The sequence below is a fragment of the Clostridium sp. MCC353 genome (assembly GCF_018785315.1).
Taxonomy (GTDB): domain Bacteria; phylum Bacillota; class Clostridia; order Lachnospirales; family Lachnospiraceae; genus CHH4-2.
The window spans coordinates 1-25,815 of record NZ_WQPN01000005.1 but is presented as its reverse complement, the minus strand read 5'-3'; the positions used below and the strand labels follow the sequence as shown (position 1 = coordinate 25,815).

At 47.2% G+C, this 25,815-nt stretch carries 27 protein-coding genes; 18 read left to right on the top strand and 9 right to left on the bottom strand.

Annotation, left to right across the window (positions count from 1 at the left end; all coding sequences use genetic code 11):
- Nucleotide 1 precedes the first annotated feature (1 nt).
- Entirely contained in the window at nt 2-697 is a 696-nt protein-coding gene (locus GPL15_RS00795; protein WP_215695126.1) for a response regulator transcription factor, read from the top strand.
- A gap of 6 nt (nt 698-703) precedes the next feature.
- On the opposite strand, the gene GPL15_RS00790 is transcribed toward GPL15_RS00795, so the two are convergent.
- Together GPL15_RS00790 and GPL15_RS00785 are read right to left on the bottom strand one after the other, a co-directional pair.
- On the bottom strand, nt 704-2,077 hold the full coding sequence (locus GPL15_RS00790) for a HAMP domain-containing sensor histidine kinase (protein ID WP_215695125.1): 1,374 nt from the start codon (nt 2,075-2,077) through the stop codon (nt 704-706).
- Nucleotides 2,074-2,805: a response regulator transcription factor gene (locus tag GPL15_RS00785; RefSeq protein ID WP_215695206.1), complete on the bottom strand. Its 732-nt coding sequence runs from the start codon at nt 2,803-2,805 to the stop codon at nt 2,074-2,076. Before GPL15_RS00785 ends, GPL15_RS00790 begins: the two co-directional genes overlap by 4 nt.
- Before the next feature lie 627 nt (nt 2,806-3,432).
- Here GPL15_RS00785 and GPL15_RS00780 point away from each other — a divergent pair.
- The 8 genes from GPL15_RS00780 to GPL15_RS00745 all read left to right on the top strand — a co-directional run bounded on the left by GPL15_RS00780 (nt 3,433) and on the right by GPL15_RS00745 (nt 8,570).
- On the top strand, nt 3,433-4,347 hold the full coding sequence (locus tag GPL15_RS00780) for an ABC transporter ATP-binding protein (RefSeq protein WP_215695124.1): 915 nt from the start codon (nt 3,433-3,435) through the stop codon (nt 4,345-4,347).
- Entirely contained in the window at nt 4,347-5,102 is a 756-nt protein-coding gene (locus GPL15_RS00775) for an ABC transporter permease (protein WP_215695123.1), read from the top strand. Before GPL15_RS00780 ends, GPL15_RS00775 begins: the two co-directional genes overlap by 1 nt.
- 2 nt (nt 5,103-5,104) lie before the next feature.
- The gene (locus GPL15_RS00770) at nt 5,105-5,848 is read left to right on the top strand and encodes an ABC transporter permease (RefSeq protein ID WP_215695122.1); all 744 of its coding nucleotides are present in this window, start codon (nt 5,105-5,107) and stop codon (nt 5,846-5,848) included.
- Nucleotides 5,849-6,234: 386 nt separating this feature from the next.
- Nucleotides 6,235-6,666, top strand: coding sequence for a DUF3788 domain-containing protein (locus GPL15_RS00765; RefSeq protein ID WP_215695121.1), 432 nt, complete (start codon nt 6,235-6,237; stop codon nt 6,664-6,666).
- Between the two features lie 110 nt (nt 6,667-6,776).
- Complete coding sequence (locus tag GPL15_RS00760; RefSeq protein ID WP_215695120.1) at nt 6,777-7,607, top strand: endonuclease VIII; 831 nt, start codon at nt 6,777-6,779, stop codon at nt 7,605-7,607.
- A 22-nt stretch (nt 7,608-7,629) separates the two neighbouring features.
- Nucleotides 7,630-7,938 carry a DUF3795 domain-containing protein gene (locus GPL15_RS00755; protein WP_215695119.1) on the top strand — a complete coding sequence of 103 codons (309 nt, stop codon included), beginning with the start codon at nt 7,630-7,632 and terminating at the stop codon, nt 7,936-7,938.
- Nucleotides 7,919-8,329 (top strand): SRPBCC family protein, encoded by a 411-nt coding sequence (locus tag GPL15_RS00750; RefSeq protein WP_215695118.1) that lies wholly within the window; start codon nt 7,919-7,921, stop codon nt 8,327-8,329. The genes GPL15_RS00755 and GPL15_RS00750 overlap by 20 nt, the downstream gene beginning before the upstream one ends.
- Nucleotides 8,316-8,570, top strand: coding sequence for a helix-hairpin-helix domain-containing protein (locus GPL15_RS00745; RefSeq protein WP_215695117.1), 255 nt, complete (start codon nt 8,316-8,318; stop codon nt 8,568-8,570). Before GPL15_RS00750 ends, GPL15_RS00745 begins: the two co-directional genes overlap by 14 nt.
- Nucleotides 8,571-8,854: 284 nt before the next feature.
- Here the strand turns inward: GPL15_RS00745 and GPL15_RS00740 are convergent, their stop codons facing one another.
- The 4 genes from GPL15_RS00740 to GPL15_RS00725 form a co-directional block, all read right to left on the bottom strand.
- Entirely contained in the window at nt 8,855-9,157 is a 303-nt protein-coding gene (locus GPL15_RS00740) for a hypothetical protein (RefSeq protein WP_215695116.1), read from the bottom strand.
- A 336-nt stretch (nt 9,158-9,493) separates the two neighbouring features.
- Nucleotides 9,494-10,249: an ABC transporter permease gene (locus GPL15_RS00735; protein WP_215695115.1), complete on the bottom strand. Its 756-nt coding sequence runs from the start codon at nt 10,247-10,249 to the stop codon at nt 9,494-9,496.
- On the bottom strand, nt 10,246-11,196 hold the full coding sequence (locus tag GPL15_RS00730; RefSeq protein ID WP_215695114.1) for an ABC transporter ATP-binding protein: 951 nt from the start codon (nt 11,194-11,196) through the stop codon (nt 10,246-10,248). Before GPL15_RS00730 ends, GPL15_RS00735 begins: the two co-directional genes overlap by 4 nt.
- A gap of 3 nt (nt 11,197-11,199) precedes the next feature.
- On the bottom strand, nt 11,200-12,066 hold the full coding sequence (locus GPL15_RS00725; RefSeq protein ID WP_215695113.1) for an AraC family transcriptional regulator: 867 nt from the start codon (nt 12,064-12,066) through the stop codon (nt 11,200-11,202).
- A gap of 276 nt (nt 12,067-12,342) precedes the next feature.
- Between GPL15_RS00725 and GPL15_RS00720 the strand changes: the two genes are divergently transcribed.
- On the top strand, nt 12,343-14,418 hold the full coding sequence (locus GPL15_RS00720) for a diguanylate cyclase (RefSeq protein WP_215695112.1): 2,076 nt from the start codon (nt 12,343-12,345) through the stop codon (nt 14,416-14,418).
- Between the two features lie 39 nt (nt 14,419-14,457).
- Here GPL15_RS00720 and GPL15_RS00715 read toward each other — a convergent pair whose 3' ends face one another.
- The gene (locus GPL15_RS00715; protein ID WP_215695111.1) at nt 14,458-17,250 is read right to left on the bottom strand and encodes a response regulator; all 2,793 of its coding nucleotides are present in this window, start codon (nt 17,248-17,250) and stop codon (nt 14,458-14,460) included.
- A gap of 246 nt (nt 17,251-17,496) precedes the next feature.
- Here GPL15_RS00715 and GPL15_RS00710 point away from each other — a divergent pair, with 246 nt between their 5' ends.
- From GPL15_RS00710 to GPL15_RS00690, 5 genes are all read left to right on the top strand, one after another.
- Nucleotides 17,497-18,375: an MBL fold metallo-hydrolase gene (locus tag GPL15_RS00710; RefSeq protein WP_215695110.1), complete on the top strand. Its 879-nt coding sequence runs from the start codon at nt 17,497-17,499 to the stop codon at nt 18,373-18,375.
- Nucleotides 18,376-18,813: 438 nt separating this feature from the next.
- A complete protein-coding gene (locus GPL15_RS00705; RefSeq protein ID WP_215695109.1) occupies nt 18,814-19,611 on the top strand; it encodes an RNA ligase family protein in 798 nt (265 codons plus the stop codon).
- A gap of 1 nt (nt 19,612) precedes the next feature.
- A complete protein-coding gene (locus tag GPL15_RS00700) occupies nt 19,613-20,764 on the top strand; it encodes an AAA family ATPase (protein WP_215695108.1) in 1,152 nt (383 codons plus the stop codon).
- Nucleotides 20,765-20,932: 168 nt separating this feature from the next.
- Nucleotides 20,933-21,412, top strand: coding sequence for a hypothetical protein (locus GPL15_RS00695; protein WP_215695107.1), 480 nt, complete (start codon nt 20,933-20,935; stop codon nt 21,410-21,412).
- A 150-nt stretch (nt 21,413-21,562) separates the two neighbouring features.
- Nucleotides 21,563-22,081, top strand: a complete 519-nt coding sequence (locus tag GPL15_RS00690) for a CarD family transcriptional regulator (protein ID WP_215695106.1) — start codon at nt 21,563-21,565, stop codon at nt 22,079-22,081.
- 75 nt (nt 22,082-22,156) lie between these two features.
- Here the strand turns inward: GPL15_RS00690 and GPL15_RS00685 are convergent, their stop codons facing one another.
- Complete coding sequence (locus GPL15_RS00685; protein WP_215695105.1) at nt 22,157-22,573, bottom strand: GNAT family N-acetyltransferase; 417 nt, start codon at nt 22,571-22,573, stop codon at nt 22,157-22,159.
- A gap of 614 nt (nt 22,574-23,187) precedes the next feature.
- On the opposite strand from GPL15_RS00685, the gene GPL15_RS00680 reads away from it, so the two are divergent.
- From GPL15_RS00680 to GPL15_RS00670, 3 genes are all read left to right on the top strand, one after another.
- Nucleotides 23,188-23,838, top strand: a complete 651-nt coding sequence (locus GPL15_RS00680; protein ID WP_215695104.1) for a hypothetical protein — start codon at nt 23,188-23,190, stop codon at nt 23,836-23,838.
- Nucleotides 23,839-24,147: 309 nt separating this feature from the next.
- Nucleotides 24,148-24,549, top strand: a complete 402-nt coding sequence (locus tag GPL15_RS00675) for a cell division protein SepF (protein WP_215695103.1) — start codon at nt 24,148-24,150, stop codon at nt 24,547-24,549.
- A 114-nt stretch (nt 24,550-24,663) separates the two neighbouring features.
- Nucleotides 24,664-25,125, top strand: coding sequence for a GNAT family N-acetyltransferase (locus tag GPL15_RS00670; protein ID WP_215695102.1), 462 nt, complete (start codon nt 24,664-24,666; stop codon nt 25,123-25,125).
- A gap of 438 nt (nt 25,126-25,563) precedes the next feature.
- Here GPL15_RS00670 and GPL15_RS00665 read toward each other — a convergent pair.
- A partial coding sequence (locus tag GPL15_RS00665; RefSeq protein ID WP_215695101.1) for a hypothetical protein occupies nt 25,564-25,815 on the bottom strand: 252 nt, incomplete at its 5' end.

Here is a 25,815-nt window from a genome sequence, read left to right as displayed (position 1 = left end):
GATGAATCCTGAAATGATTAAAATCCTTCTGGCCGACGATGAAGTATTCATACGGAAAAACATAAGAAAATCCATTCAGTCCATCGGTCATTTTGAAATTGCAGGCGAAGTATCGTCGGGAAAGGAGGCGGAAGCCTTTGTGGCTGCCAACCGGGTGGATATTGTGATCATGGATGTGGAAATGGACAGCAGCAGCGACGGCCTGACCTCCGCGTACAACCTGTCCATGAACCACCCGGAAACGGCTGTGATCATGATGACCGTAAGAGATGACGACAGCACGATCTATAATTCCTACTGCATTCCCTCTGTGCGGGATTATGTGGTAAAATCCTATAACAATGATGAATTGGTCGCAGCCATACAAAGAACCGTGGAAGAACTCAGGAAAAACCATTCGGCAAACCAAAAGCTGCGGGAAGAATTCAAACGCCTGAAAAAGACGGAAACCAGCCTTATGTTCGCTCTGGGGCTTTTGTCCGGTTTGACGGCTTCGGAGAAGGAGATTATCGCGCTGAAACTGGATGGGGTCAGCAACCGCCAGATCGCGAAACGCCGGTTTGTCTCTGAGGGCACGGTGAAAACCCAGATCACCACCCTGCTGAAAAAACTGGGGTATAAAAAGACGAGCCAGGTGATTGATCTGATCCACGAACTAAAAATCGAACATTTCTTCAAAGAAGAGGGCGGCCGGTAATTTTTTTCAATAACATACCTGCCGCATGTTATCGACCGGAATCCTTAATTCCACACTGCCGGAACCGAGTATTCTGAAGGTCCCTTTATGGGCGGCGGCAATCTGGGAAACCACTTGAAGCCCCATGATGTGAAGCCCTTCCGGGAGTTCCCTGTGGCGGTCCGGAGAAGAAAAATATTCAGCCACCGCCGGAGGAATTTTGCAGCCCGTATCGGAAAAGGTGAGAATGCAGATGGATTCATCACCGTCTGCCGTGACCGTAATGAAACAGCCGTCCGGATTATGACGGATGCTGTTGCCAATCAGATTGGTGAACGCCCTGTTTAACAGGCGCTGGTCGGCGGATAAGAGAATCCGTTCCGCTTCATTTCGAACCTGCAGACTGATTTCATACTTTTGGGGCAGATCCTGGTTATAATACTCTGCGATTAAAGTCCGCAGCATGGAGGCAGGAGAACAGAGGGACAAATTGAGAGGCTGCATCTGGTATTCCAGCTTGGAGGTCAGGTTCAGGTCTTCGATCAGATCCCTGATGATCAGGCTCTGTTCTTTTATGATCGCAGCTTCATGGCGCTGTTTGGGGGGAAGAGACTGGTTGGATTCCAGGCTTTCCGCATACCCCATGACCATGGAAAGAGGTGTCCGTATGTCGTGGGATACCCCTGCAATCCAGTTTGTGCGGGCCGTGTCCCTTTTATTTAAGGCATTGTGCTGGGCGGTGAGGATGGCGGAAGCCTGATTCAGCTTTTTAGCCAGCTCGAATGTGATGCCCGTCTCCTTGAGGCAGACCGGCTTATTTTCCGACAGGTTTTCAATGCCGCGGCCAAGGGGCAGGAGGGAGCGGTACAGCCTGACAGCCAGAATGATGCACAAAAGGAGGATAAAAGCCAGATTCCAGGCAGGAAGCAGGACTAAGACGGCATTTAAGGCCTCAGGAGCTATTTCCAGCCGGTATTTGGCGATGCTGTTTTTGGGCAGGCCTCCGACAAAGGTTCCATATTGATTATTCCAGACCTTGACCGGATAATCGTTCAGATACCAGCGGGTCATGGACGCCATGTCGGCCAGGGAATATTTCTGATTCAGCTCTTCGGGCAGCCGGTAATCCCAGATTATGTTTCCTTCTTCATTTAATTCCATAGCGAATATAAAGTGTTTTTCCAGCAGTTCTAAACTTTCTTCAGACAGATCTATGTTTTGATCATCTTCATTCCAATAAAATCCTTCTGTAATTTTCCCTAAAGTATGGTAAATGCCGCTGGTGGTGCGGTACTTGATGACGCTGTACACATAGGCAGAAAAACTCAGCGCCAGAACGGCGAAGCTGATTAAGCAGGCAGTGGTAATATATCGGATCACTATGCGGAGCAGGCTTTTCATCGGCTGTGGCCTCCCTTTGAAAGATTTAGTTTGTATCCCAGTCCCCGCACCGTTAATAACCATTGGGGAGACGAGGGAGTTTCCTCAATTTTTTCCCGGAGCCGCCGGATATGGACCATCAGGGAATTTTCATAGCCGTAATAGGAATCTCCCCAAAGGGCCTGGGACAGCACATCGAAGGTTACGATGCTGCCCGGACGCTTGGAGAGCTCCTTTAATATTGCCAGTTCTTTGGCAGTCAGTGAGAGGGAGGAGCCGTCTTCACAGGCCACCGCAGCGCTTTCCAGATTTACGGTCCGGTTTCCCAGCATAAGGACAGGAACGGCCGAAGGCGACAGCTTCAGCGGAAAATAAGTCCGCCTCAGAATGGAGGAAATCCTTAAAACCAGTTCTCTTGCCAGAAATGGCTTTGTCATATAGTCGTCGGCCCCCAGCCCCAGGCCCAGCAGCCGGTCTTCGTCTTCATCCTTTGCGGAGAGAAACAGAACCGGAACCTGGGAACGGGCCCTCAGCTTCTGCATGATCTCAAATCCGTCGCCGTCAGGCAGCATAACATCCAGTATCACAAAATCAGGCCGGTATTTCTCAAAATACTCCAGGGCCGTTTTGCAGTCAAAGGCCTGAGTGATAAAGGAGTAACCGGCATTATGAAGGATTTCTGACAGCATGTCCTGCAGTTCTCTGCTGTCGTCCACAATCAATAATCTGCACTCATAAATGGTATTCACAAAGATCATTTCCTTTCCGGATTTAGCGTGTGTCTGAAAGTTCCTTCCCGTCATCTGTCCGCCCTGCTTCGCGGTGTTTCTGCCCCGGATTCAGGTTACGCAGCCAGCTATGCACCCTTCATCCGGGACAGATCTTCCCACAAACTGTGCCCCAATTCTGACGGAGGGCAATTTTCAGACCCACTCTGGCAGGAGCTCGTCAAGGAGCTCCTTATAGTGGTGATTATAAAACAAAATATGGCGCCTGACATGATTTCAGGCAAAATGTAAGGTAAAAGTAAGGAGCAAAACAGGCTGAAGACAGGTTTGCAGTTTACCATTAATATGTGGTGGGCGCTGGAAATCTGCTGCACCGGATGAAAACAGAAAGGCAGCAGCCGAATGAGGCAGATTGTGAAAACAGAAAGAAAGGCGGCAGCCGAATGAGGCGGATTGTGGAAACAGAAAGAAAGGCGGCAGCCGAATGAGGCGGATTGTGGAAACAGAAAGAAAGGCGGCAGCCGAATGAGACGGATTGTGGAAACAGAAAGAAAGGCGGCAGCCGAATGAGACAGATTGTGGAAACAGAAAGAAAGGCAGCAAACAAATGAGATGGATTGCAGAAACAGAAAGAAAGGAAGTATTCAGATGAAACCGATTGTAGAAACAGAAAACCTGGGAAAAGAATATGGACAAAAGAAAATAGTCGCGAATTTGGATTTAAAAATACCGGAGCACAGCATTTACGGATTTTTAGGGCCCAACGGAGCCGGTAAATCCACTACGATGAAAATGATCCTGGGGCTGGTTAAACCAAGCGCCGGGCAGGTAAAAGTATGCGGGACGGTTATGAACCGGAAAAACAGGCTGGAGATATTGAAAAAAACGGGCTCCCTGATCGAGACGCCCTCTTATTACGGCCACCTTACAGGGCGGGAGAATCTGGAGATCATTGCAGAGCTGAAGCAGGTTCCTGCACAGGAGATCGATGAGGTTTTAGAGACCGTCCGCATGGAAAACCAGCAGAATAAAAAGGCGGGGCAGTATTCCCTTGGGATGAAACAGCGCCTGGGACTGGCCGGGGCACTTCTTGGAAAGCCGGGGCTGCTCCTTTTGGATGAACCCACAAACGGCCTGGACCCGGCAGGAATCCAGGAGATGAGGGAGTTAATCAAAAGCCTGCCAAAACGGTACGGCATGACCGTAATGATATCCAGCCATTTACTGGGGGAGATAGATCTGATGGCCACCCATGTGGGAATCATCAACCAGGGAGAATTGATTTTTCAGGATACCATCGAACACCTCCATGAATACAGCAAAAAAAGAATCCGCCTCCGCACCCTGGATGACGGGCGGGCCGTGCTGCGGATGAAGGACAAAGGCATTTCTGTACACAAGGGCCGGGAAGGCTTTCTGATCCCTGACTTAGCGGATGAGGTTCTTGCCGGGCTGGTGAGAGAACTGTCTGATTCCGGGATCGGGGTGCTGAGAATTGAAGAATACCAGAAAAACCTGGAGGACATTTTTCTGGATCTGACCGGGAAGGGGATGAGTTTGTAATGATGGAAAAACAGAACATAGGAAAAGTGGAAAGAATGAAATTAAAGCATAAAAAGCTGGGACTGATCGGAGCCGGTTCCATGTCCCTGATGGCATTGTGGATATGGTACGGCCTATTGCATGGTTCCCAGGTCTGGGAAGACGGCTATTCATTTCTGATTTATGATATCGGGATTTTGCAGACCATCTTTATGCCTCTGGTTCTTGCCATGACCGCCAGCCGGATTTGTGATGTGGAGCACAAAGGGGGCGCCTGGAAACTGCTTTATACTTTGGCAGACAGGGACACAGTTTATTATGGAAAGATCCGTTCCGGTACACGGTATGTGCTGCTGCTGGCCCTGATCCAGCTCCTTATCATACTGGGGGCCGCAGCGGTTTATCCGGTCACCCAGCCCCTTCCGGTGAAAGAACTGCTGTTTTGGCTGGCGGGAACCCTGATATTGAGCGAAGGCTTGTTTCTGTTTCAAATGATCCTGTCATTTTCCGTGGAAAACCAGCTTATCTCCCTGGTGATCGGGCTGCTGGGTTCATTTTTGGGGCTGTTTGCCCTCTATCTCCCTGTGATCTACCGTCTGATTCCCTGGTGCTATTATGCCGTTCTTGTCCCTGTGGAGATGGAATGGAATATAGAAACCAGAGCCGTGTCCTATGATCTCACACGGCCTGATTATGGTCTTCTGGCTGTGGTTCTGGTTTTGGACGGGATCTTATATGGATGGGGAAAATGGCTGTTCCGAAAGAAGGAGGTATAGAGATGAATGGATTTCGAATTGCGGTGAGGGCGGAACGCAGAAAAATGGCCCACAATCCCTGGTGGCTGGTTTTTTTCCTGATTCCCGTATTTCCGGCGGTGATGGGAACCGTTAATTATCAGATGAACCTGGGAATATTAAAAAACGGCTGGTATGATTTATGGACCCAGGTCACTCTGTTTTATGCCAATTTGTTCTATGGGCCGTTGATCGCCATCTGTTGTTCCTATTTGTGGAGGCTGGAACATTTAAATGGGAACTGGAATTCATTCATGACGGCGCCGGTTTCCATACCCTGCCTGTACGGGGCCAAACTTTTTGAGGCAGTGAAGCTGACCGTATTTCTCCAGGCTTTCGTGTGGATTCTATATGTGGCCGGCGGAAAGGCGGCAGGGATTCCAGGATTTCCCCCAGCGGTTGTGGCAGTCTGGCTGATCCGGGGAACCTGGGGAGGCATGGTCATAGCCGCCCTGCAGCTTCTGCTGTCCATGGTGATCAGAAGTTTTTCCGTTCCTGTAGTCATCGGGCTGCTGGGCGGAATCTCAGGAATGCTGATCAATGTGGCAGGAATGGGCCTTTACTGGCCATACGGGCTGATGATGATTGCGATGAACAGCAACCAAAGCGAGGACCTGTTGTCAGGCCGGCTGGTTTTATTTATGGTTATGAGCATTATTTATCTCGGCGGGGCGGCCGGTGTTTCCATGCTTCTGCTTACAAAAAGGGATGTAAACAGCAGCCATTAGTATGAAATATGACATGCTGTTGTCATATTCTGTCTGATATAATAAAAATCGAAAATAAAACATTTAGGAAGGCATTTAGGATAGGGATTGAGTGAAAAATAATCCCGATGGTTTATTTTTACGCCGAATTTGTGCCGGAGCCACAAAATTGAATTGCAGCCGGGAATTTGGAATTCTCAGCGCGTGTCCGTGTATCGCAAGATTTTGTGCATCGCAAGATTTTGTGTATCGCAAGATTTTGTGTATCACAAGATTTTGTGCATCGCAAGATTTTGTGCATCGCAAGATTTTGTGTATCGCAAGATTTTGTGCATCGCAACATTTTGCATATCGCAACATTTTGCATATCACAATATTTGCAAAAAAATATGGAATGGAGGAATTATATGGAATGGAGTGAGAAATATTCGAAGGGCAGTCCTCCGACCACAGAGGAGATAAAGGAATATGTAAAAAGCTCTCATTGGACGGATTTGTGCAGTTTCATAGAAAACACATATTCCCTGAAACCGAATGTGGAATACAGCGGGTGTTCAGGGGCGCCGGGATGGAATGTGAAATATAAAAAGGGCGGACGGTCTTTGTGCACCCTGTACCCCAACCGGGGCTATTTTACCTGCCTGATCTCCATTGGGAGAAAGGAGGCGCCGGAAGCGGAACTGGTGTTGAATTCATTCTGCGCGTATCTGAAGGAGCTGTATCAAAATACGAAATTATTTAACGGTTCCAGGTGGCTGATGATCGATGTGACCACAGATGAGATTCTGGATCACGTAAAAGACCTGGTCTCCATCCGGGCAAATCCGTCTAAGAAATAGAAGACAGAAACTGCGGACCGAAAGGGCAGGATCGAAGAGAACCTTAATATGTGTTATGATGGAATGGGAATAAACGAAAAGGGATTAAGAGAATCAGGGAGGAACAGAGCATGATTGAATTGCCGGAGGCAATGGTATTAGCAAAGAACTTGGAGGACGAAGCGGCGGGCAGGACGGTAAAGGAAGTCTGTCCTCCGTCTTATGTCCATAAATTCTGCTGGTTTAATGGGGAGCCGTCGGAGTATGGAAACAAATTAAACGGGGTTAAGCTGGAGAAAACAGAGGCATTTGGCAGTTATGTGGAAATGGTTTTTGACAATGATATCCGCCTGACCGTAAATGACGGCGTCAACATCAGGCTGTTGGAACCATGCGCGCCCAGACCGGTAAAATACCAGCTTCTGATCGAATTCGAAGACGGTTTTGGCCTGGCATTTACAGTGGCTATGTACGGAGCCATTTACTGCCATACCGGGAATTTTTATAACGAGTATTATGAAAAGAATAAGTACGGCCTTTCTCTGTTTGACGAAAAATTCGACGATATTTTCATGGAACTGTTAAACTCCGTGAAACAGAATATGAGCGCAAAGGCATTTCTTGCAACCGAACAGAGGATACCGGGATTGGGAAATGGTTCTTTGCAGGATATTCTGCTCCATGCCGGGATTCATCCGAAGCGGAAGGTGGGAACCCTGTCTGACGGGGAAAAAGAGAAGCTTTTGGAGGCGGTGAAGGGCATTATGGACAAGATGATACGCCAGGGCGGAAGGAATACGGAAAGGAACCTGTACGGAGAGCCCGGCGGCTACCAGACGCTGCTTTCCAAAATTACCTACCAATCGGGATGCCCTTACTGCGGCGGGGATATAACAAAGATGGCATATTTGGGCGGAACCGTTTATTTCTGCCCCCGGTGCCAGCCGGAAAAGAAGGACTGATGAGGAAAAAAGGGGAGTGACTATGGAGAAAATGATGAGCTGCTGCGGCGTGGTCTGCGGGGAATGTGAATATTACCCGGAAGGCTGCGGCGGATGTGATAAGATAAAGGGGCAGGTGTTCTGGTTGGAGTATACAGAAGGAACGGTCTGTGAGATTTACGATTGCTGCATGAATAAAAAACAGTATCACAACTGCGGGGAGTGCGAGGAACTTCCATGCGGATTTTATGATTTGCAGGATCCAACAAAGACAGAAGAAGAGAATGAAAAGGGGCTCAGACAGCAGTTGATAAACCTGAGAGGATATGAATATGATGGAAGCAAGAATTAGGACGGTATTTGACTGCCCGGTAGAACGGATTTGGGCAGTGGTAACGGATCTTGAAAATTACGGCTGGAGAAGCGATTTGAGCAGAATAGAGGCGGCGGAAGATGGAAAGCATTTTGTGGAATACGCGAAAAACGGCTATGCAACCAACTTTGTCATAACTGCATCAAAGCCGCCCTGCCGCTATGAATTCGATATGGAGAATGACAACATGGCAGGCCATTGGACAGGAATTTTCACCGTCGCTGAGGAAGGCACGGTTCTGGATTTCAGAGAGTGCGTGGAGGTGAAAAAATGGATTATGAAACCATTTGCCGGAATCTATCTGCGCATTCAGCAAAGGCAGTATATGAAAGATTTGAGGAGGGCGCTAAAGGACCATGGGCGAGCTTAGAAAAATCCCCGGAGTGGGAAAAGAGACGGAAAAGAGTTTGATCATGCTGGGATTCAACACCATTGAATCGCTGAAAAATCAGGATCCGGAAAGACTATATGAGAAGGAATGCCTGATGAAAGGATGCAGGATCGACAGGTGCCAGCTTTATGTGTACCGCTGCGCGGTGTATTATGCGTCTGTGGAAAACCCGGACCCGGAAAAGCTGAAATGGTGGAATTGGAAGGATTCCAATCTTTAAGGGATTGGAGAAGGGGACGCGGGAAAGACGGCGGGCGGACCTTACCGAACCTCCGCCCGCCGGCTTTCCTGCTGTTTTTTTCTGACTGGAGGAATATAGAAAAAGCTGCATTTCCAACAGTAAAATTGTATCAGTTCAGACGGCTCATCTTCTTGACCGAAAGAGCCGGTCAAGAAGCATCGGATGTCCATCCGATGTGAAAATGGATAAAGAAAACTGCTTACAAGCGAGCTTGACGCAGCTTTTTTTATCCATTTTCCCGCCGTCTGAACCGTTACGTAAAATTATTCTTTTTTCCTTTTCCTCTTGAGGCTGGACTTTATATGTTTAAACAAAACATATCCTATAATCCCTGCAATCCCTCCCATTAATGAGATCACAAAATAACTGAATCCTATAATCAGCATGGAGCGAAGCCGTTCGAAGAATCCGGCGCCTGTCACGAACGGGAATAATGCGGTGAAGATACAAAGCATTGCGGCTGTAAAAGAATGGATTACAAAGCCGTCTCTTTTTTTTGCGCCATATAAAAACGATATGATAAAGCAGCCCAAAGGGATATATCCGAACAGGATTGCTGATGCCATGTCCGTTCTGTCTCCGGATGGAAACCGCAGGCTCAGAATTCCAAATTCGATAAATGGCAGTAGATATAAATTTATAAAATGCAGGACGAGATACCATTTCATCTATCTGTTTCCTCCGTGTCAGGCTGATAAATATTAAAAATATAGCAGCGGCCTAATTGTTTCTATTCACAGCCCTCGCTGGCAGCCGTGCCGCTTTGCGGGGCTGTGAACGGTAACGCCTAATTGATTTTATTCTAGTATCCGCCTTGACAGATGTCAAATGATTTCATAAGTCAAATGATTTCACGAAGATTGAAGCCCGGCCCCAGGCCCGCTTCAATCTCCATGGAAAATTCACAGGCCTTCCGCCCTTTCCAGCCTCCAGCGCGCGCAAAACAGAATAAAAATATCCAGACATAAGAGCATGAAGAGGATGAAGAGCAGGTATCCGGGTTCGGCGCCGCCGGTTATGATCAGGCTGCGCAGGCCGTTGATCACATGGGTAAAGGGATTTAAACGGATGATGACAGCCAGCTTTTTGCTGACCATATCTGCCGGAAACAGGGCTGTGCTGAGGAAGAAAACAGGGAGGACTACCCCGTTCATCACCGTCTCATACATCACTTCATTGGGAAGGAACAGGCTGGCCGTATAAGCCAGTCCGGCCATAAAGAATGAGGCCAGGAACAGGATGAGCACAGCCAGAACCAGTTCTCCCGCACCGAAGGAGAATCTGGCGGACAGAAGCAGGCTTAGTCCGCACATGATACAGACTTCTAAAAAGGAACAGAGAACCGCCTCTAAAATCTGGCCGGCAGCGATAGACGTCCTGGAGACAGGGGCGGTCAGGATTCTGTAAAAACTCCCGTCCCTCCGGGTCAGATAATTCATAATTCCTGTGCTGCTGCACACGCCGAAACAGACCAGCACCATCAGGCCGGGCAGGATAAATGAGGGATAATGCCCGATTCCCGCAGCGCTCATAGACTGGCCGGCAGTCGTGCTGTATAATACAAGCCAGATTAACGGCTGTATGATGGTGGCCAGAATGGTGGCCGGGTTATAAAGGCGCCATTTTATGCTCCGCCGTAAGATTGTCAAAGTATTCATCTCATTTCTCCCTCCGTTAATCTCAAAAATACATCCTCTAAAGCGGGTGCCTCTATGCCGATTCCCAGAAATGGGACATGGTTCTGGAATAGAAAATTCCCGGCTTTTTCCATATCCGCCTCATGATCTGTGGAACTGACCAGTACCGCATTGTTAAGAACCTGAACCTGGGAAGGAGCCAGCAGTCCGGTCAGCCGGGATTTCCACTGCGCAGCCAGAGCGCTGTCGAAAAAACGGATTTTCAGCGTATTCTGTCTGATATAAGTCTTTAGTTCCCATGGGGAGCCCTGAATTACCGATTTCCCATCCCGGATAATGCAGATTTGGTCACTGAGCTGGTCCGCTTCTTCCAGGTAATGGGTCGTCAGAAAGATGGTTGTCCCAAGATCACTGCGTATTTTCCGTATCATGTCCCACAAAGCCATGCGGGACTGGAGATCCATGCCGGCGGTCGGTTCGTCTAAAAAGAGGATTTGAGGATTGGGGATCAGGCTCAGAGCCAGGTCCAGCCGCCTTTTAATTCCGCCGGAATAGGAGAAAATGGGATAGTTCAGATAAGGTTCCAGTTCAAATACGGAAATCAGCATTTGTATGCGTTTTTGCGCCTCTTTCTTAGTGATATGATAAAGCCTGCTCTGAAATATCATATTTTCCATGAACGATAAATAGGGATCAATGGAGCTGTTCTGTGCGGCGCATGCGATCCGGGAACGGATTTCTTTGGCGTCTTTGGGAAGCTGTTTTCCGAACATGACCGCTTCTCCCGAGGTGGGGGATAAAAAAGTGGTCAGGATATTGATTAATGTGGATTTTCCGGCGCCATTTTTGCCCAGAAGGGAGAAGACAGTGCCTTTTTCCACTTCCAGGGACAGTCCGTCTAAGGCCCGGACGCCATTTTTATATTGTTTTGTCAAACAGTTTGTATAGACTGCAGTTTCATGTTCCATAGATCAGAACTCCTTTTCTTTTTTTACAGCGATCCACACCTGGGTGTGTCCATATTCCGGTTTTTCTTCATCAAAAGGATACACTTCGATATCCGGAAGTTCGGCGTAGGCATAACCTGAAAATGGCAGCCATTCCGTCAAAAAGCGTTTGAAAATATTGTGTACGGATTCCTTATATGGGCCGTCGCTTTCAAAAATGACCCAGGTGGCCGCTGGAATCCGGTATTCAGACATGCCCTCCGGCGCGGGCAGGCTGGTGGCGGAAGCGATATAATAATAGAGATCAGACGGACCTTCACAGACCGATACCCCTAAAATACCGTCCGGTTTTTGGTTGGAGAGGCAGCCGATTTCCAAATGTTTTTTATGACGCAGACACTTATCCCAAAATCCGGGAATGATTTCCCTGTTATGTTCCATGTCTTCCGTCATCGGGGTCCGTATGCCCACAATGCGCAGTTCTTCTTTTTGTTCAATCCGATATGCCATAGCAGTTCCTCCTGTTATCTGCAGTGAAAATCTGATGGGTGGGTATGCGTTTAAACAACAGCCTTCTGACTTGGCAGAAACGGGAGAAATCCCGTGCACAGCCTGAAATGCCCGGTTAAATGAGGTGGGGGACGTGTAGCCGTACTTCAAGGCAATATCCAGCACCTTTTGATTTGTGGACTGCAGCTCAAATGCCGCCTGCGTCATTTTGCGCCTGCGTATATATTCCGACAAAGTAATCCCGGCCATATAGGAAAAGATGCGCTGGAAATTATAGGTGGAACAGCAGGCCGTCCGGGCCGCCGTTTCGTAAGAGATTTCTCCGGTCAGATTGTTTTCTATATAGTCAATGGCGCTGCTCAAATGTTTTATCCACTCCATGTTAGTTCCTCCTCAATGAAAGAATAGAGGAAAAGGGCAATTTATTCCTCTCATTCCGTGTCCGTTTTTGTAAACTAACTTTAACCGATCCATATTTTATATTCAAGGGAAAAGAGAGGGAGAAACGGCAGTGATAATTGTTTAAAACGAAAGGACGTATTAAAATAGACTTTCTGGTGAAGTGATGGTAAAATAGAAGGAAAGCGGGCAGTCCTGCGGATTTATACATCCTGCGGCAGCGGCGATTGAAATGAGATCCGGGAGATAAAGATAAATATGGCAGATAAAAAACAGAAAATACTGATTGTAGATGACACCGAGTTCAACCGGGCACTGTTGACCGACATGCTGATGCAGGAATACGAGATTTTAGAAGCAGTCGATGGCCTGGATGCAATCACAGTGATCAATAAGCACAGTGAAGACATTTCTTTAATTTTATTGGATATTGTGATGCCCAGAATGGACGGATTTGAAGTGCTGGCCATCATGAATAAAAGCGGGCTCATAAATACCATACCGGTCATAACGATTTCTTCAGAAACATCATCAGTGAACATAGACCGCGCATATGATCTGGGCGTTACGGACTATATCGCCCGTCCATTTGACGGCAGAACCGTCCAGCGCCGTGTTAAGAATACACTGCTTCTCTATACCAAGCAAAAGCAGTTGGAGAGTTTAGTCACCGAACAGATACTGGAAAAAGAAAAGACCAACCTTCTGATGGTTGAGATCCTGTCCAACATCGTGGAATTCAGGAATGGGGAAAGCGGGCTCCATGTTTTGCACATTCAGATGATTACGGAACTGCTTCTAAGGCGTATGGTTCAGATCACGGACCAGTACCGTTTGACAGCTTCCCAGATTTCTCTGATTTCCAATGCGTCAGCTCTGCACGATGTTGGCAAGATATCCATTTCCGAAGAGATTTTGAATAAACCGGGCAAGCTGACTGAGGAAGAATTTGAGATTATGAAACAGCATACCGTGATCGGCGCCCAAATCATTGAATCGACGCCTTACGGAAGGCAGGAAGAACTGGTTCTGATCGCCAGGGATATCTGCCGCTGGCATCATGAACGCTATGACGGAAGCGGTTATCCCGATCATTTAAAAGGGGATGAGATTCCCATATCCGCCCAGGTGGTTTCCCTGGCAGACGCATATGACGCGCTGACCAGTGTAAGGGTTTATAAGCCGGCGTATTCACATGAAGAGGCCATTAAGATGATTCTCCGGGGAGAATGCGGCGTATTTAACCCCATATTGGTCCAGTGCCTGCTGGATATCGGGGAACGCATGAAGGAAAAACTTCAGATTCATTCGCCGGGAGATGTGACGAAGACGGAGATGCACCAATTTGTGCGTGAACTTCTGAGTCAGGGACAGGCATCCAACCGCACTCTTGCGCTGCTGGAACAGGAGAGGACAAAATACCAGTTCTTTGCGGCGATGTCCAAGGAAATTCAGTTTGAATATAATATACAGACAGACATGCTCTCATTTTCCGAGTGGGGGGCGGCTTTTTTGGGAGTCAGGGAGCTGATAACCCATCCGAGTGAGAACCGGGAACTCCTTTCCATCATTTCAGAAAAGGATTACCGTGATCTGGAGCGGCGTATTAAGAAAACCACATCCGCCAACCCGGTGATTTCCTGTAACTATCAGATGAATATCCACGGGGCTTCCAGGTGGTTTAAAATTGTGGCCCGTTCCCTGTGGGTGGGAGATGACCCCGGCGAGCTTACGGGCATGATCGGTAAATGTACGGATATCCATGACGAACACATCCGGGTGGAGACGTTAAAGCAGATGGCGGATCAGGATCCGCTTACCAAGCTTTATAACCACAGATCGGTGCGCCAGGCTATTGAGAGGCTGCTGGTCAGCGGCAGGGAACGGCGTTTTGCATTGATCCTGTTTGATCTGGATCATTTTAAAAATGCCAATGACCAGCACGGCCATCTGTTTGGCGACAATGTGTTGAAATACACGGCCCAAAAAGCCATAGACAGTATACGGAAGGAAGATATCGCGGCCCGTGTGGGCGGAGATGAATTCGTCATTTTCATCGAATTCAGGGATGAGATAGAACCGGTTGTGGAACGGATCTTCAATTCGTTGGTGGGCCAGTGCGGCGGATTCAGCATATCAATCAGCATGGGCGTGGCCCTTTATCCGGAACACGGAACCAATTATGAAGAATTATTTGGCAACGCGGATCAGGCGCTCTATTATTCCAAGCAGAACGGAAGAAAGCAGTTTAATATCTATAATCATTCTGTTCAGGGATTTTTATCGGCGATTTCTCCGATGGATAATGAACTGGCTACGGGGAATGGGGAATGAGGCATGCGCTGCCTCATTCCTGTTCCCGGCCTGGCTGACTTAATTTTTAGCATAGATATAATGATACAGAGTAGTAAACAGATCTTTAGGGTCAATCGGTTTTGCCAGGTGGGCGTTCATGCCCGCCTGTTTTGCTTTTGTGACGTCTTCATCGAACGCGTCGGCTGTCATGGCGATAATCGGAATGGTTTTGGCGTCCGTTTTATCCAGGTGGCGGATGCTTATGGTGGCCTGGAGGCCGTCCATATAGGGCATGCGGATGTCCATTAAGATCGCGTCATAGTATCCCGGAGGAGCCAGAGTGAACAGTTCCACGGCTTTGATTCCATTTTCAGCATGAACCACATCCATGCCCTTGTCTTTTAAAAGGTATTGGGCGATTTCCGCATTCATCGGGTGATCCTCTGCGAGAAGAACCCGTTTTCCCGTAAAATCAAAGACCTGCTCCACAGCGGCGGCAGCTTCCTCTTTTTGGTCGAAGGCTTTTTGAAAGGCTGAAACCAAAGAGGATTTAAACAGAGGTTTGCTGACCAGCATGTTGACCCCGGCTTTTTTCGCCTCCTGCTCAATGGAGGACCAGTCATAAGCTGTGATGATGATGATGGTAACGTCAGGCCCCACGATGCCCCGTATCTGCCGGGCGGTTTCAATCCCGTCCAGTTCCGGCATTTTCCAGTCGATTAATATCAGGTCAAAATACTGTTTTGCTTCCCATTTTTTCCGCACAAGTTCGATGGCGCGGCGGCCGCTGTCCACCCAGTCCGCCTTAATGCCGATTTCATGCAGGGTGATGACCGCCTGTTCACAGACCGCCACATCGTCGTCCACAACCAGTGAGGTCAGATTAGAGAAGTTATAAGGATGTTTGGAAGAACGTTTCAGTTTGGATTCCTTGGTAATCCCCAGTTTGACGTCTACCACAAATTCCGAACCGATGCCAGGCATGCTCCTGACCTGGATCTGCCCGTCCATGAGATCCACAAAATTCTTGCAGATGGCCATGCCCAGGCCGGTTCCGGCGTATACATTGATGCAGTCCGCATGTTCCTGGGCAAAGGGCTCGAACAGTTTTGGTATGAAATCGTCGTTCATGCCGCAGCCTGTGTCGCTGATGACAAATTCCAGAACGGCATTTTCCCGCATCCGTTTTTTCTCCCGCACCCGGAAGGTGACATTGCCGCCGGGAGGGGTGAATTTTACGGCATTGGATAGTATGTTGATCAGGATCTGCTGCAGTTTCATGGCATCGCCCACATAATAATCGTCTAAATGGGCATCCACAATGCTTTCGTAATCGATGTCTTTTGCCTGTGCCTGGGTATAGCAGATGGAGTTGACTCCATTGATAAATTCTTCAAAGGGTATCCGTTCATTTTTCAGCAGTACCTTGCCGCTTTCGATCCGGCTCATGTCCAGGATATCGTTGATAAGAGTCAGCAGGAAACGGGATGATATGCCGATTTTGGACAGGCATTCGGACACCTGCTTGTCATCGCCGATGCACTGGGAAGCGATGGTGGTCATGCCGATAATGGCATTCATAGGAGTGCGGATTTCATGGCTCATGCGGGATAGGAAATCCGATTTTGCAGTGCTGGCCTGCCTTGCGGCATCCAGGGCATCTTTGAGGATTTCCGCTTTTCTCTGCTCTTTTGCCAGGATATCCGTGATATCACGCCTTGTTGCGCACAGGATTTTGGCGTCCCGGTCCAGATAGGAGAGCTGCATTTTTCTGGTGCGGATGCTGCCGTCCTGCTCTATGGTTTCAAAATTAAAAGAAAACTGATCGGATGTTTCCAACGCTTTCAAAATGTTTTTGGGTTCCAAACAGCGCAGGTAATCCTTCCTGGTAGTTTCGCTGATTCGTTTTTCCGCCTCGACCAGACAGATCTGGCGGTAAGAACCGTAAGCAGTCGGAATTGAGGTAGCGTTCATGTTATGGCTGTACATCTTATAAATATCGTTGGGGATATCAATGGTGGACAGGTAGTCGTATTCTGAATTAACCACTTTGTCGAATAGAAGCTGGGTGATTTTCCGGTCGTCTGTGTCAAATGTATATAAAAGAGCTTCGATATCTCCTGTTTCAGGATTTTTCATGATATTCGCATGGGTTTCCACCCATTCGGTCCGCCCGCCGTTTATGGTGGTTTTATGTTCTAGCTTCAGGTGCTGTCTTCCGGCCTGAAAACTGTCTGTCATATTCTTACGGCAGAAAATACTCTGGTAAGCCTGTTTTTGAAAACCGTCCGGGATAAACGGATAAAGAGAATTAAAAAATTCGTCCACCGTCTTAAATGCCAGCAGATAATCCGCCTCCCGGCAGGGGGCAATTCCAGGGCCCAGACAGTTGTGGCTCAGGTTAAGGCGGCAGTAACTGGATACATTCTGTTCCACAATATTCCGGAAGGACATCTGTTCGTTAAACGCGTCTTCCAATTGCTGCCTGGCCAACTGAAGTTTATGTACTTCCTGTAGGGCATTTTCGATCTGAAGGGAAATCATATCGGGATCATAAGGTGATTTTATCAGGGTGGTGATGCCGGATTTCAGGGCTTGCATTTCAAACTGCTTTCCTCCCGGTCCCACATCTGCAATCACTGTGATATGAGCCAGTCCGGGATTAGAGTGCACAGCCTCAAATATGCCCGGGCCGTCGCTCCCAGGGGTATGAAAATCCAGAATCAGAAGATCAATATCGCTGTTGGGATCCAAAAGATGGGGCTGAACAGAATCCTGGCTGCAAAGAATGAGATCATATTGGGATTCCAATACGGCAGCCAGCGTTTCCTGGTTTTCAATGCCGGCGTCTTGTATTAATACTTTTTTCATTTCTGCTCCTTCGTAAGTTTGGCTTATTTTTAGGACTTGTATTCTGATACGGCAGAACCCCGTACCACATACGGATTTAAGCCAAATATGTTCTCATTATATCACGTGAAAGCTGTTTGTAAAAGAAAAATTCATTTGTCTTAACCGATTGGAATATGTTATTTGGCCCATAAAATGGAATTATTGTGGTGAAGAGGACGGCGGAATGGTATAATACATAAAACGAGTGCGGAGGAGGGACAAAAGATGTACGAATTAATCCAGGCAGGTGCACAAACTTACTATATCAACTGCCCTGCAAAAGCCGGCATTTATGTCAGGGAAAATTCAGAGGCTTATCTGATTGACAGCGGAGGGGATAAGGATGCCGGGAAAAAGATTTTAAAGATTCTGAACGCCAATGGGTGGAAACTTCAGGGGATCATCAATACCCATTCCAATGCGGATCATATCGGGGGAAACCGGTATTTGCAGAAACAGACCGGATGCAACGTATTTGCCGCCGATCTGGAGGCGCCTTTTATCCGCCATCCGGTATTGGAACCGTCATTTTTGTATGGAGGATTTCCATGCAGGGATTTAAGACATAAATTTTTATTGGCGGAGGAAAGCGGGGCTTTGAGTCTGGAGGATGAGCGCTTTCCAAAGGAATTGGAAGTGATCCCTCTGCCGGGGCATTTTTTCCAGATGATCGGGATCAGGACGCCGGACGATATTGTATTTCTTGCCGACTGCCTGAGCAGCCGGGAGACTTTGGAAAAATACCAGGTATCTTTTATCTATGATGTGGAAAAGTACCTGGAAACCCTCGATATGGTGGGAAAAATGCAGGCCGGCCTTTTCGTTCCGGCCCACGCGGCGGCGGATACGGATCTGGGACCATTGCTGAAATACAACAGGGACAAGATTCTGGAGATTGAATCCATGGTGCTGAAGTTCTGTGAAACGCCGTCCTGTTTTGAAGATTTGTTAAAGCGTCTGTTTGATGAATACCGGCTGACCTTGAATTTTGAGCAGTACGTGCTGGTGGGAAGTACACTGCGTTCCTATCTTTCCTGGATGAGGGATAAGGGAAATGTGGATGTGGTGTTTGAAGACAACCGGCTGCTTTGGAAAGCCGGTTGACTTTGGAACGGTTTTGGTGTTATAGTGGGAATATCAATGAGGAAAGGGTGAGAACCATGTAATCGTATCAGAGTTTCAGGCAAAGATGGAACAGGGAATCCATAAAGTCCCGTTTATTTTTGTTACCCGAAAATTCTGATACGATCCGCCATGGGACTGACTCTACTGTGTGACAGGCTGCGGGACGTTTGTTTCTGCAGCCTTTTTGTATTCTGTCATATGTGCCATATCGTATCAATCATGAAGAAACGAAGCGGATTACGCAAAATAGCCGCTTGGGCATGGAGGAGCGTGTGAGAAATAATCCCGATGGCTTATTTTCACACTCCGATTTGTGCCGGGCTCAAATTAGAATCGCAGTTGAGAATCTGAAATTCTCAACGCGTGCCTGCGCAGCGCAATCTTTGCGCAAAATACCGCTTCGGCATGGAGGAGCATATGGAAACGATATTAAAATACCCGAGAACCCGGCATATTGAAGGGTCGAGAATACAGGCCGGGGATGAAGATTTGAAAAATGTGCCATTTGATGAGATCAAAGGGCGTTGTGTGGTGCTGGAAGAAAAAGTGGACGGCGCAAACTGCGGCATCAGCTTTGGAGAAGACGGCCGCCTTCTGCTGCAGAGCAGGGGGCATTACCTGAACGGAGGATATGGAGAAAAGCAGTTTGACCTGTTTAAGATGTGGGCCAGCTGTTTCCGTTCTGAACTGTACCATCTGTTGGGAAACCGGTATATCATGTATGGAGAGTGGCTGTATGCCAAACATACCATTTATTATGACCAGCTGACCCATTATTTCATGGAATTTGATCTGTTCGATAAGGAAAAAAATGCTTTTTTAAGCACGCAGAAGAGGAGAGAACTGCTGAAAGAATCTCCGTTTATCGTTTCGGTTCTGGTACTGTTTGAAGGAAAATTGAACAATTTAATGGAACTGACATCCTATTTGGGAAAGTCCCATTTCAAATCGGAAAGATTTCCGGAAGTTTTGGAAAAACAGTGCCTGGAGCAGGGATTATCCTTTGAAACGGTAAAACAGCAGACCGATATTACGGATTTGATGGAGGGAATTTATATCAAAGTGGAAGAAGGGGATTATGTTGTGGACCGGTTAAAATATGTCCGGAAATCTTTTCTCAGCACGATACTGGATTCGGAAACCCACTGGATTGACCGTCCGTTGATCCCGAACCGGTTAAAACCGGGGACAGATTTGTTTGCCATGGAGGAATAAGATGAAACAGAGGCTTTTGGATGTTCTGGCACAGAACCAATATGAGATAGAGATATTTGAAGAGAAATTTAAGCTGGCGGAAATGATGGAGAAAACCCAACAGGACCCTGTTTATCATAGGGAAGGAAATGTTTGGAACCATACGAAAAGGGTTTTGGAAGAGATCAAAAAACTACCTGAATGGAATGCGCTGGAGGAAGAGGAAAAAGGGATACTGAGTATGGCCGCGTGTTTCCACGATATAGGGAAAATAAGATGTACAAAGGAGGAGTTCGGCAGAATCATATCCCCTAAACATGCGGTGACCGGAGCGAAAATGTTCCGGGAACTTTGTTATAGAGAATATGCATCCAGGTTTGAAATCAGCTTTCAGGAACGGGAGGAAATCGCATGGCTGATCCGCTTTCATGGGCTCCCCTCCCTGTTCCTGGAGAAGGAACCGGTGGATGTGAATTTGCTGCGGGCCAGGGAGTGCGTCCGTTTTCCCCTGCTTTACCTGCTGGGCAAAGGGGACGTTCTGGGGCGGATTTGTGAGGATTCCGGGCAGAAGCTGTCAACGGTGGAATATTTTAAGGAGTACTGCCGGGAACTGGATTGTTATGGGAAAAAGCCGGTATTTGCCAATGAATACACCCGGCTCCGTTTTTATCAGGGGGCCAGGGTGTGGCAGAAGAGCAGCCTGTTTGATGAAACAGAATTTCCGGTCTATCTGATGTCCGGCCTTCCCCTGGCCGGGAAGGATACATTTATCAGGGAATATCTGAAGGATGTTCCTGTCATATCATTGGATGATATCAGGGAGGAATGGGGAATCGGCCCTCAGGACGGCTCCGGGGCGGTCGCGGCGGAGGCCAGGGAACGGGCCAAGGTCTATTTGCGGAAAAAACAGCCTTTTGTCTGGAACGCCACCAATATCATCTCAGATACCAGAAGAAAGCTCTGCAGCCTGTGTGAGGGCTATGGGGCCAGAGTGACGGTTTTCTATATCGAAGCCCCCTATGAGCAGCTCCTGCAAAGAAACCAGATACGGAAAAGGAGCGTGCCTGTCCCGGTGATCGACCGGATGATCGGTAAGATGGATATGGTGGAGCCCACAGAGTGCTGCTGCGTAAAATATCTGGCAGACGGTGCGGTTTGGGAACTGCAGCGGTAAATAGTTACTGTCCGCAGTCCCACCGGGCTGCGGCTTTGACGATGAGGGGCTGGGAACAGTTACGGAAAATGGCGGAGAATTGGTAAAAGAGCTTGACAAATTATACTGTAACAAATATAATTACAGTATAAATGGATAGATTTAACAGGAAAGGAAGCATAGAACTATATGAAAAATAATGTCAAAGGCGTGGCTGCCGTTATTTTCAGTATTTTGCTGGTATCCGCTGCTATATTGTCAGGCTGTTCGTCTGAAAAGGGCAGCAGGGATGAAAAGGTAACGGCCTTGATGGAGACGGCGGACCGGGCGGCCTCAGTCACCATGTATTATGGATATCAGTGTTACTCTTATTATAAAGAAGATCCGGAATCCATTAAAGAGGTGGCGGATGCCTTCCGCAGCATGACGCTGGAGGAAACGGATCAGAGCATTGATGAGGCCACCTCCTTTACCGTTTATTTTGTGGTGAATGATGAGGAGAGCGTTTCGGTTGATGTGGATAAAAACGGTATTTTCTGGCTGAGCAAAGAGCAGAAATTCTATAAAGACGTTTCCGGGACATTTGATTATGATGTGCTGGCGGACTTGTATGCGGGCAGCGGCGGCAATATGGAACCGAATGCAGCCTGTGAACTGAATCTGGATTAGCGCAGAATTTTTAGTAAAATGTATCAAATATACCATGGTTTATTCCTGTGCAAAACTGACGAAATATAAAAAAACGCTTATGAGGCGTCTGGAAAAGTGTTATGATAGTGATGGAATTATGTCCGCATTTGGAAAAGGTTGTGGTGAAAGATGATAGAAACAGGATATGAGAAACAGGATTACGTAGTTCACTGGAGCGGAAAAGTCTGTAGAATTGATCAGATTTCAAAGCTTAAAATGATGGATAAAGAAGAGGTGTACTATATCATGCACCCCGTCAGGGAGGCGAAAGAGACCATTTATGTGCCGGTAAGAAAAGCAGATGAATCCCTACGCCCCGTGATGTCCAAAGAAGAGGCCGTGAAAGTGATTAAGGAACTGCCTGACATTGAACCTCTTAGGATACATGATGAAAAGATGAGGGAGCGGGAATATAAGAATGCGTTTCATTCCAACGACTGCCGCGCCCGGGTCAGAATCGTAAAAGAGCTGTATCAGCGAAAGCAGGAGCGGGTCAGCGCCGGAAAAAAGATGGCATCCTCTGATGCGGAAACCATGTCCATGGCGGAGCGCTCCTTTGAAGAAGAACTGGCCGCGTCCCTTGGCATACGGATGGAGGAGGTTAAAGGAGTTATTTCGAAGATTTTGAAGAACGTCAGAGAAGAGTAGAGGGGCAGAAGAATAGAGAGAGATAAACAATTTAACGAAAAAAGCCGCTGCATATTATGCATCGGCTTTTAATTATTATGCACTCAAAGCGGTTTCCTGATTCATGAAAGCTTTCAGGTTTCCCATGTAAACCTCATCTTTGCCTGCGGGAGCGATCTCACGGAAGCCAAAGCTGTTGAACATGGGGATCAAATCCCTGCTGGCCTTTAAATAGAGTTCATGGTTGCCCAGGTTAAACTGTAATTCATACAGGTAAGAGAGCACCTGGCTGAGAAGGCCTTTACCACGGTGAGCGGCATCAACTGCCAGGCTGTGGAAATGGTTCTCATAAGTTGAACCGGTTGCAACCAGGTTATAGTCTTCATCGAAGACGCCGAGTGTAAAATCTGCCGCATGTTCAGGAACGATTCCTGCATGTGCAAGTAAAGTATGCAGCTGTCTCTGTGCTCTTTTGTCGGATTCCTTGATTTCACTGAAGATATAAGATGCCATATGTGGTTCCTCGCTTTCTTTATATTCTGCTTTGTTTTAATTTCCTTTGTTGGCACTAAGAATACCATAAATAAAACTTACAGTCAATAGGTTGTTAGAATAACAACTAAAAAACTGTGATTGAGGCCGTAGAATAACTATTGACATTAATATTTATGCGTTTTTTGCCGATTAAATGCAAGTCTCGTGTATACAAATTAATAAAATAAAGGCGAAATGCGGTTTTTTTGATTATTTACTGGCGTTCTGATTATTTTCTTCTGCATAGGGCTTTCATACAGGTTTTTTAATACAGGTGAATAGTTGTAGATCCGGCAGGATTTTTGGACTAATTCTATTATGTACATTCCTATTGCCCGGTATACGAACCGATTGGATCAGCCCGGATGAATTTAAAATTATAAAAGTTGAATGAAAATCTTAAAGCTTTTTTTGACCAGTTATGATATGCTGGCAGACAAAGTTACAGAGAGGAGTAAGGTTGAAAAATAATCCCGAAGGCTTATTTTTCACATCCAAATTTGTGCCGGAGCCACAAATTTGAATCGCAGCCGGGAAGCTGTCATTCTCAGCGCGTATCTCCGCGAAAAACTGCTCCGGCATGGAGGATTAAGATGAAAAAACAAGTTTACGGATTGCTGGCGGCTGTCTCTGTCATGGCGGCACTGATTTCCGGCTGTGGAAATAAAAAGGCGGATCAGGAAACCGGGCAGATGACAAATGCCGCTCAGGAGGAAACCTCAGGCGTTACCCAGGACGCAGCAGGAGTTGAAACGAAAGGACGGGCAGAAGCTGGAACAGAGGCCTCAGATCAAGCTGGGACAGGAACTGCCGAAACTACAGGGAACGGGGCGGCGCAGATAGAACAGGAAGATGATCCCATGTATGCGGTAAGCGGGATAGGAAAGAAAGAGGCGGATTCATTTATACAGACCTTGGTTTCCCGCCTGGAAGCCGGTGAAAAGGCGGAGGCCGCAAAAATGATCTATTATCCAAGAAAGGTGACTGTGCCGGACGGCGATTTGATTGTGGACAATGCAGAGGAATTTATGGATTATTATGATGATATTTTTACCGAAGACTTCATAGAGAAGCTGAAAGAGGACAGCAAAAAAGAGTTGAATTACAATTATCAGGGAGTGTGGATCGGTGATGGAGAGCTGTGGGTGATGTCGGTGGATGACAAACTGTATGTCAACTCCATTTTTAATGCAGATGACCGGTCGGTGAAATATGAAGGGGAACCCGGAGTGCAGCCGGGGTGATGAAACCAGAATTAAGAAAAAAGTCGAAAGCGGACATTTTCAGCCGTCCGCCCAGACTTTTTTTAATTTCCGGGAAATAATCAGAATTATCGGGACATAGTGATGAATATACTATATATAAGCAGCCGTTCGGACATCTCATCTTCTTAACCGGAAAACAGGTCAAGAAGCATCGGATGAACGGTTGTTCATATAAACGAAAGAGGATTCCAAGTGTTCTGAAAACATTTATGTAAGATGCGCGAGGATTTTGTGTAAAGCAGTTTTCGGACAAACTTTAATAGAATAGATTTGAGGAGGAGATAGGAAATGAATATTTTAAACAAGATGATGGATTCAATTCGTTTAAATGACTATGGAGATGAAGATGATTATGACTATGATCAGGAGGAACAGGAAGAAACCAAAGAAGTGAAATACAGTATGCCCGCTCTTTTCTTTCACACCCCGGCCGTAAAAGAGGAAACACCCATGGAGGTGGTAATGCTCCGCCCCACATCGATGGAAGACGCAAAGGAGATATCTGATTATCTGCTGGAAGGCAGAACTGTTATCATAAGCCTGGAAAAACTGGATATCAGAAATGCCCCCAGAGTGATTGATTTCACATCAGGAGCCGTATATTGTGTCGACGGAACCATTGAACGGGTATCGGATCACATTTTCATAGCAGCGCCCCGGGCCGTAGATCTGGCGGGCAGTTTTGCCTGAACAAAGGACAAGTTTAAAAATGACAATACAATAAAATATGGTCCTCTCTCTTGACCATGGGGCAGCCCCATAGTTTATAGTAGATTCCATGGAAAATTTTATTGGGAGGAAAATATGGACATTATATTTAAGCCTGTAACGGCAGAAAACAAAAAAGACGTGTTGAGTTTACATATAGCCGGGAGCCAAAAAGGCTTTGTGGAAACCGTAAAACAATGCCTGGATGAAGCGGAGCAATGGTCATGCTGGAGGCCTGTTGGAATCTATGCCGACGGCCTGCTGGTAGGATTTGCCATGTATTGTAAGTGGGAAGAAGAGGGCATAGAAAGCCGTGTCTGGATGGACAGGCTTTTAATCGACGAAAGATTTCAGGGCAGGGGCATCGGAAAAGCCTGTCTCCCCATTTTGCTGGATAAGATTACCAGTGAATACGGCTGTGAAAAAATTTATCTCAGCGTAGTGGAAGAAAATCAGACAGCCATTCATCTCTATCAGGAGTTCGGTTTCCGCTTTAACGGTGAGACGGATATCCACGGAGAAAAGGTTATGGTGGGTGTGAAATCTTTGTTTGGGTGATTGGCAATGGTAACGCCTGTAAGAAGGGGAACCTGGGGCGGAGGACAAGGACAGGCGGCCAAAGGGGCGGACCAAAGGCGGCGGGGATCTGATTCCGGCCGTTAAGTGGAACTAAGGCTTTCAGGATGGAAAAAGACGGTCCGATGCCCATTCACGGTAAACTCCTGATGACTTTACCGTTCAGTGGGCATCTCAGAAACTGACTGGGAATTCAGTTTCTGCCCGTCTTTTTCCATCCTGAAAACCTAAGTTCCACTAAACGGTCTCCACAGGATCCCCGCCGCCTTTGGTCCGCCCCTTAGTCCGCCTGTCCTTGTCCTCCGCCCCAGCTCCCCCTTCTTACAGGCTGTGCATGGGCATCGCTAGAGATAAAAAAGATTTGGGGATAGGAGTAAGGAGGCGTTTAAACGTGACTGTATTTGATATTTTATATGGGGGTTAGTGAATATGACATGGAGATTTGATGTAAAGGGTGAGGGGATTTACATCAAAGGGTGAAGCCATTTTCGAAAATGCCTTGAGGGTTAATGTAAGGGTTGATGTTAAATTGTTTTTAATTACTTGAGCTAGAGAACACCAGCAGGAAAGCGGGAGGAGGGGAGGAACAGAGTATAATGTACCCATAAGTGTGGACACTTTGAAGAGTGGGGGCCCCGTCTTTTTAGACAGATCGTCTCCTCTGCTCCCTAA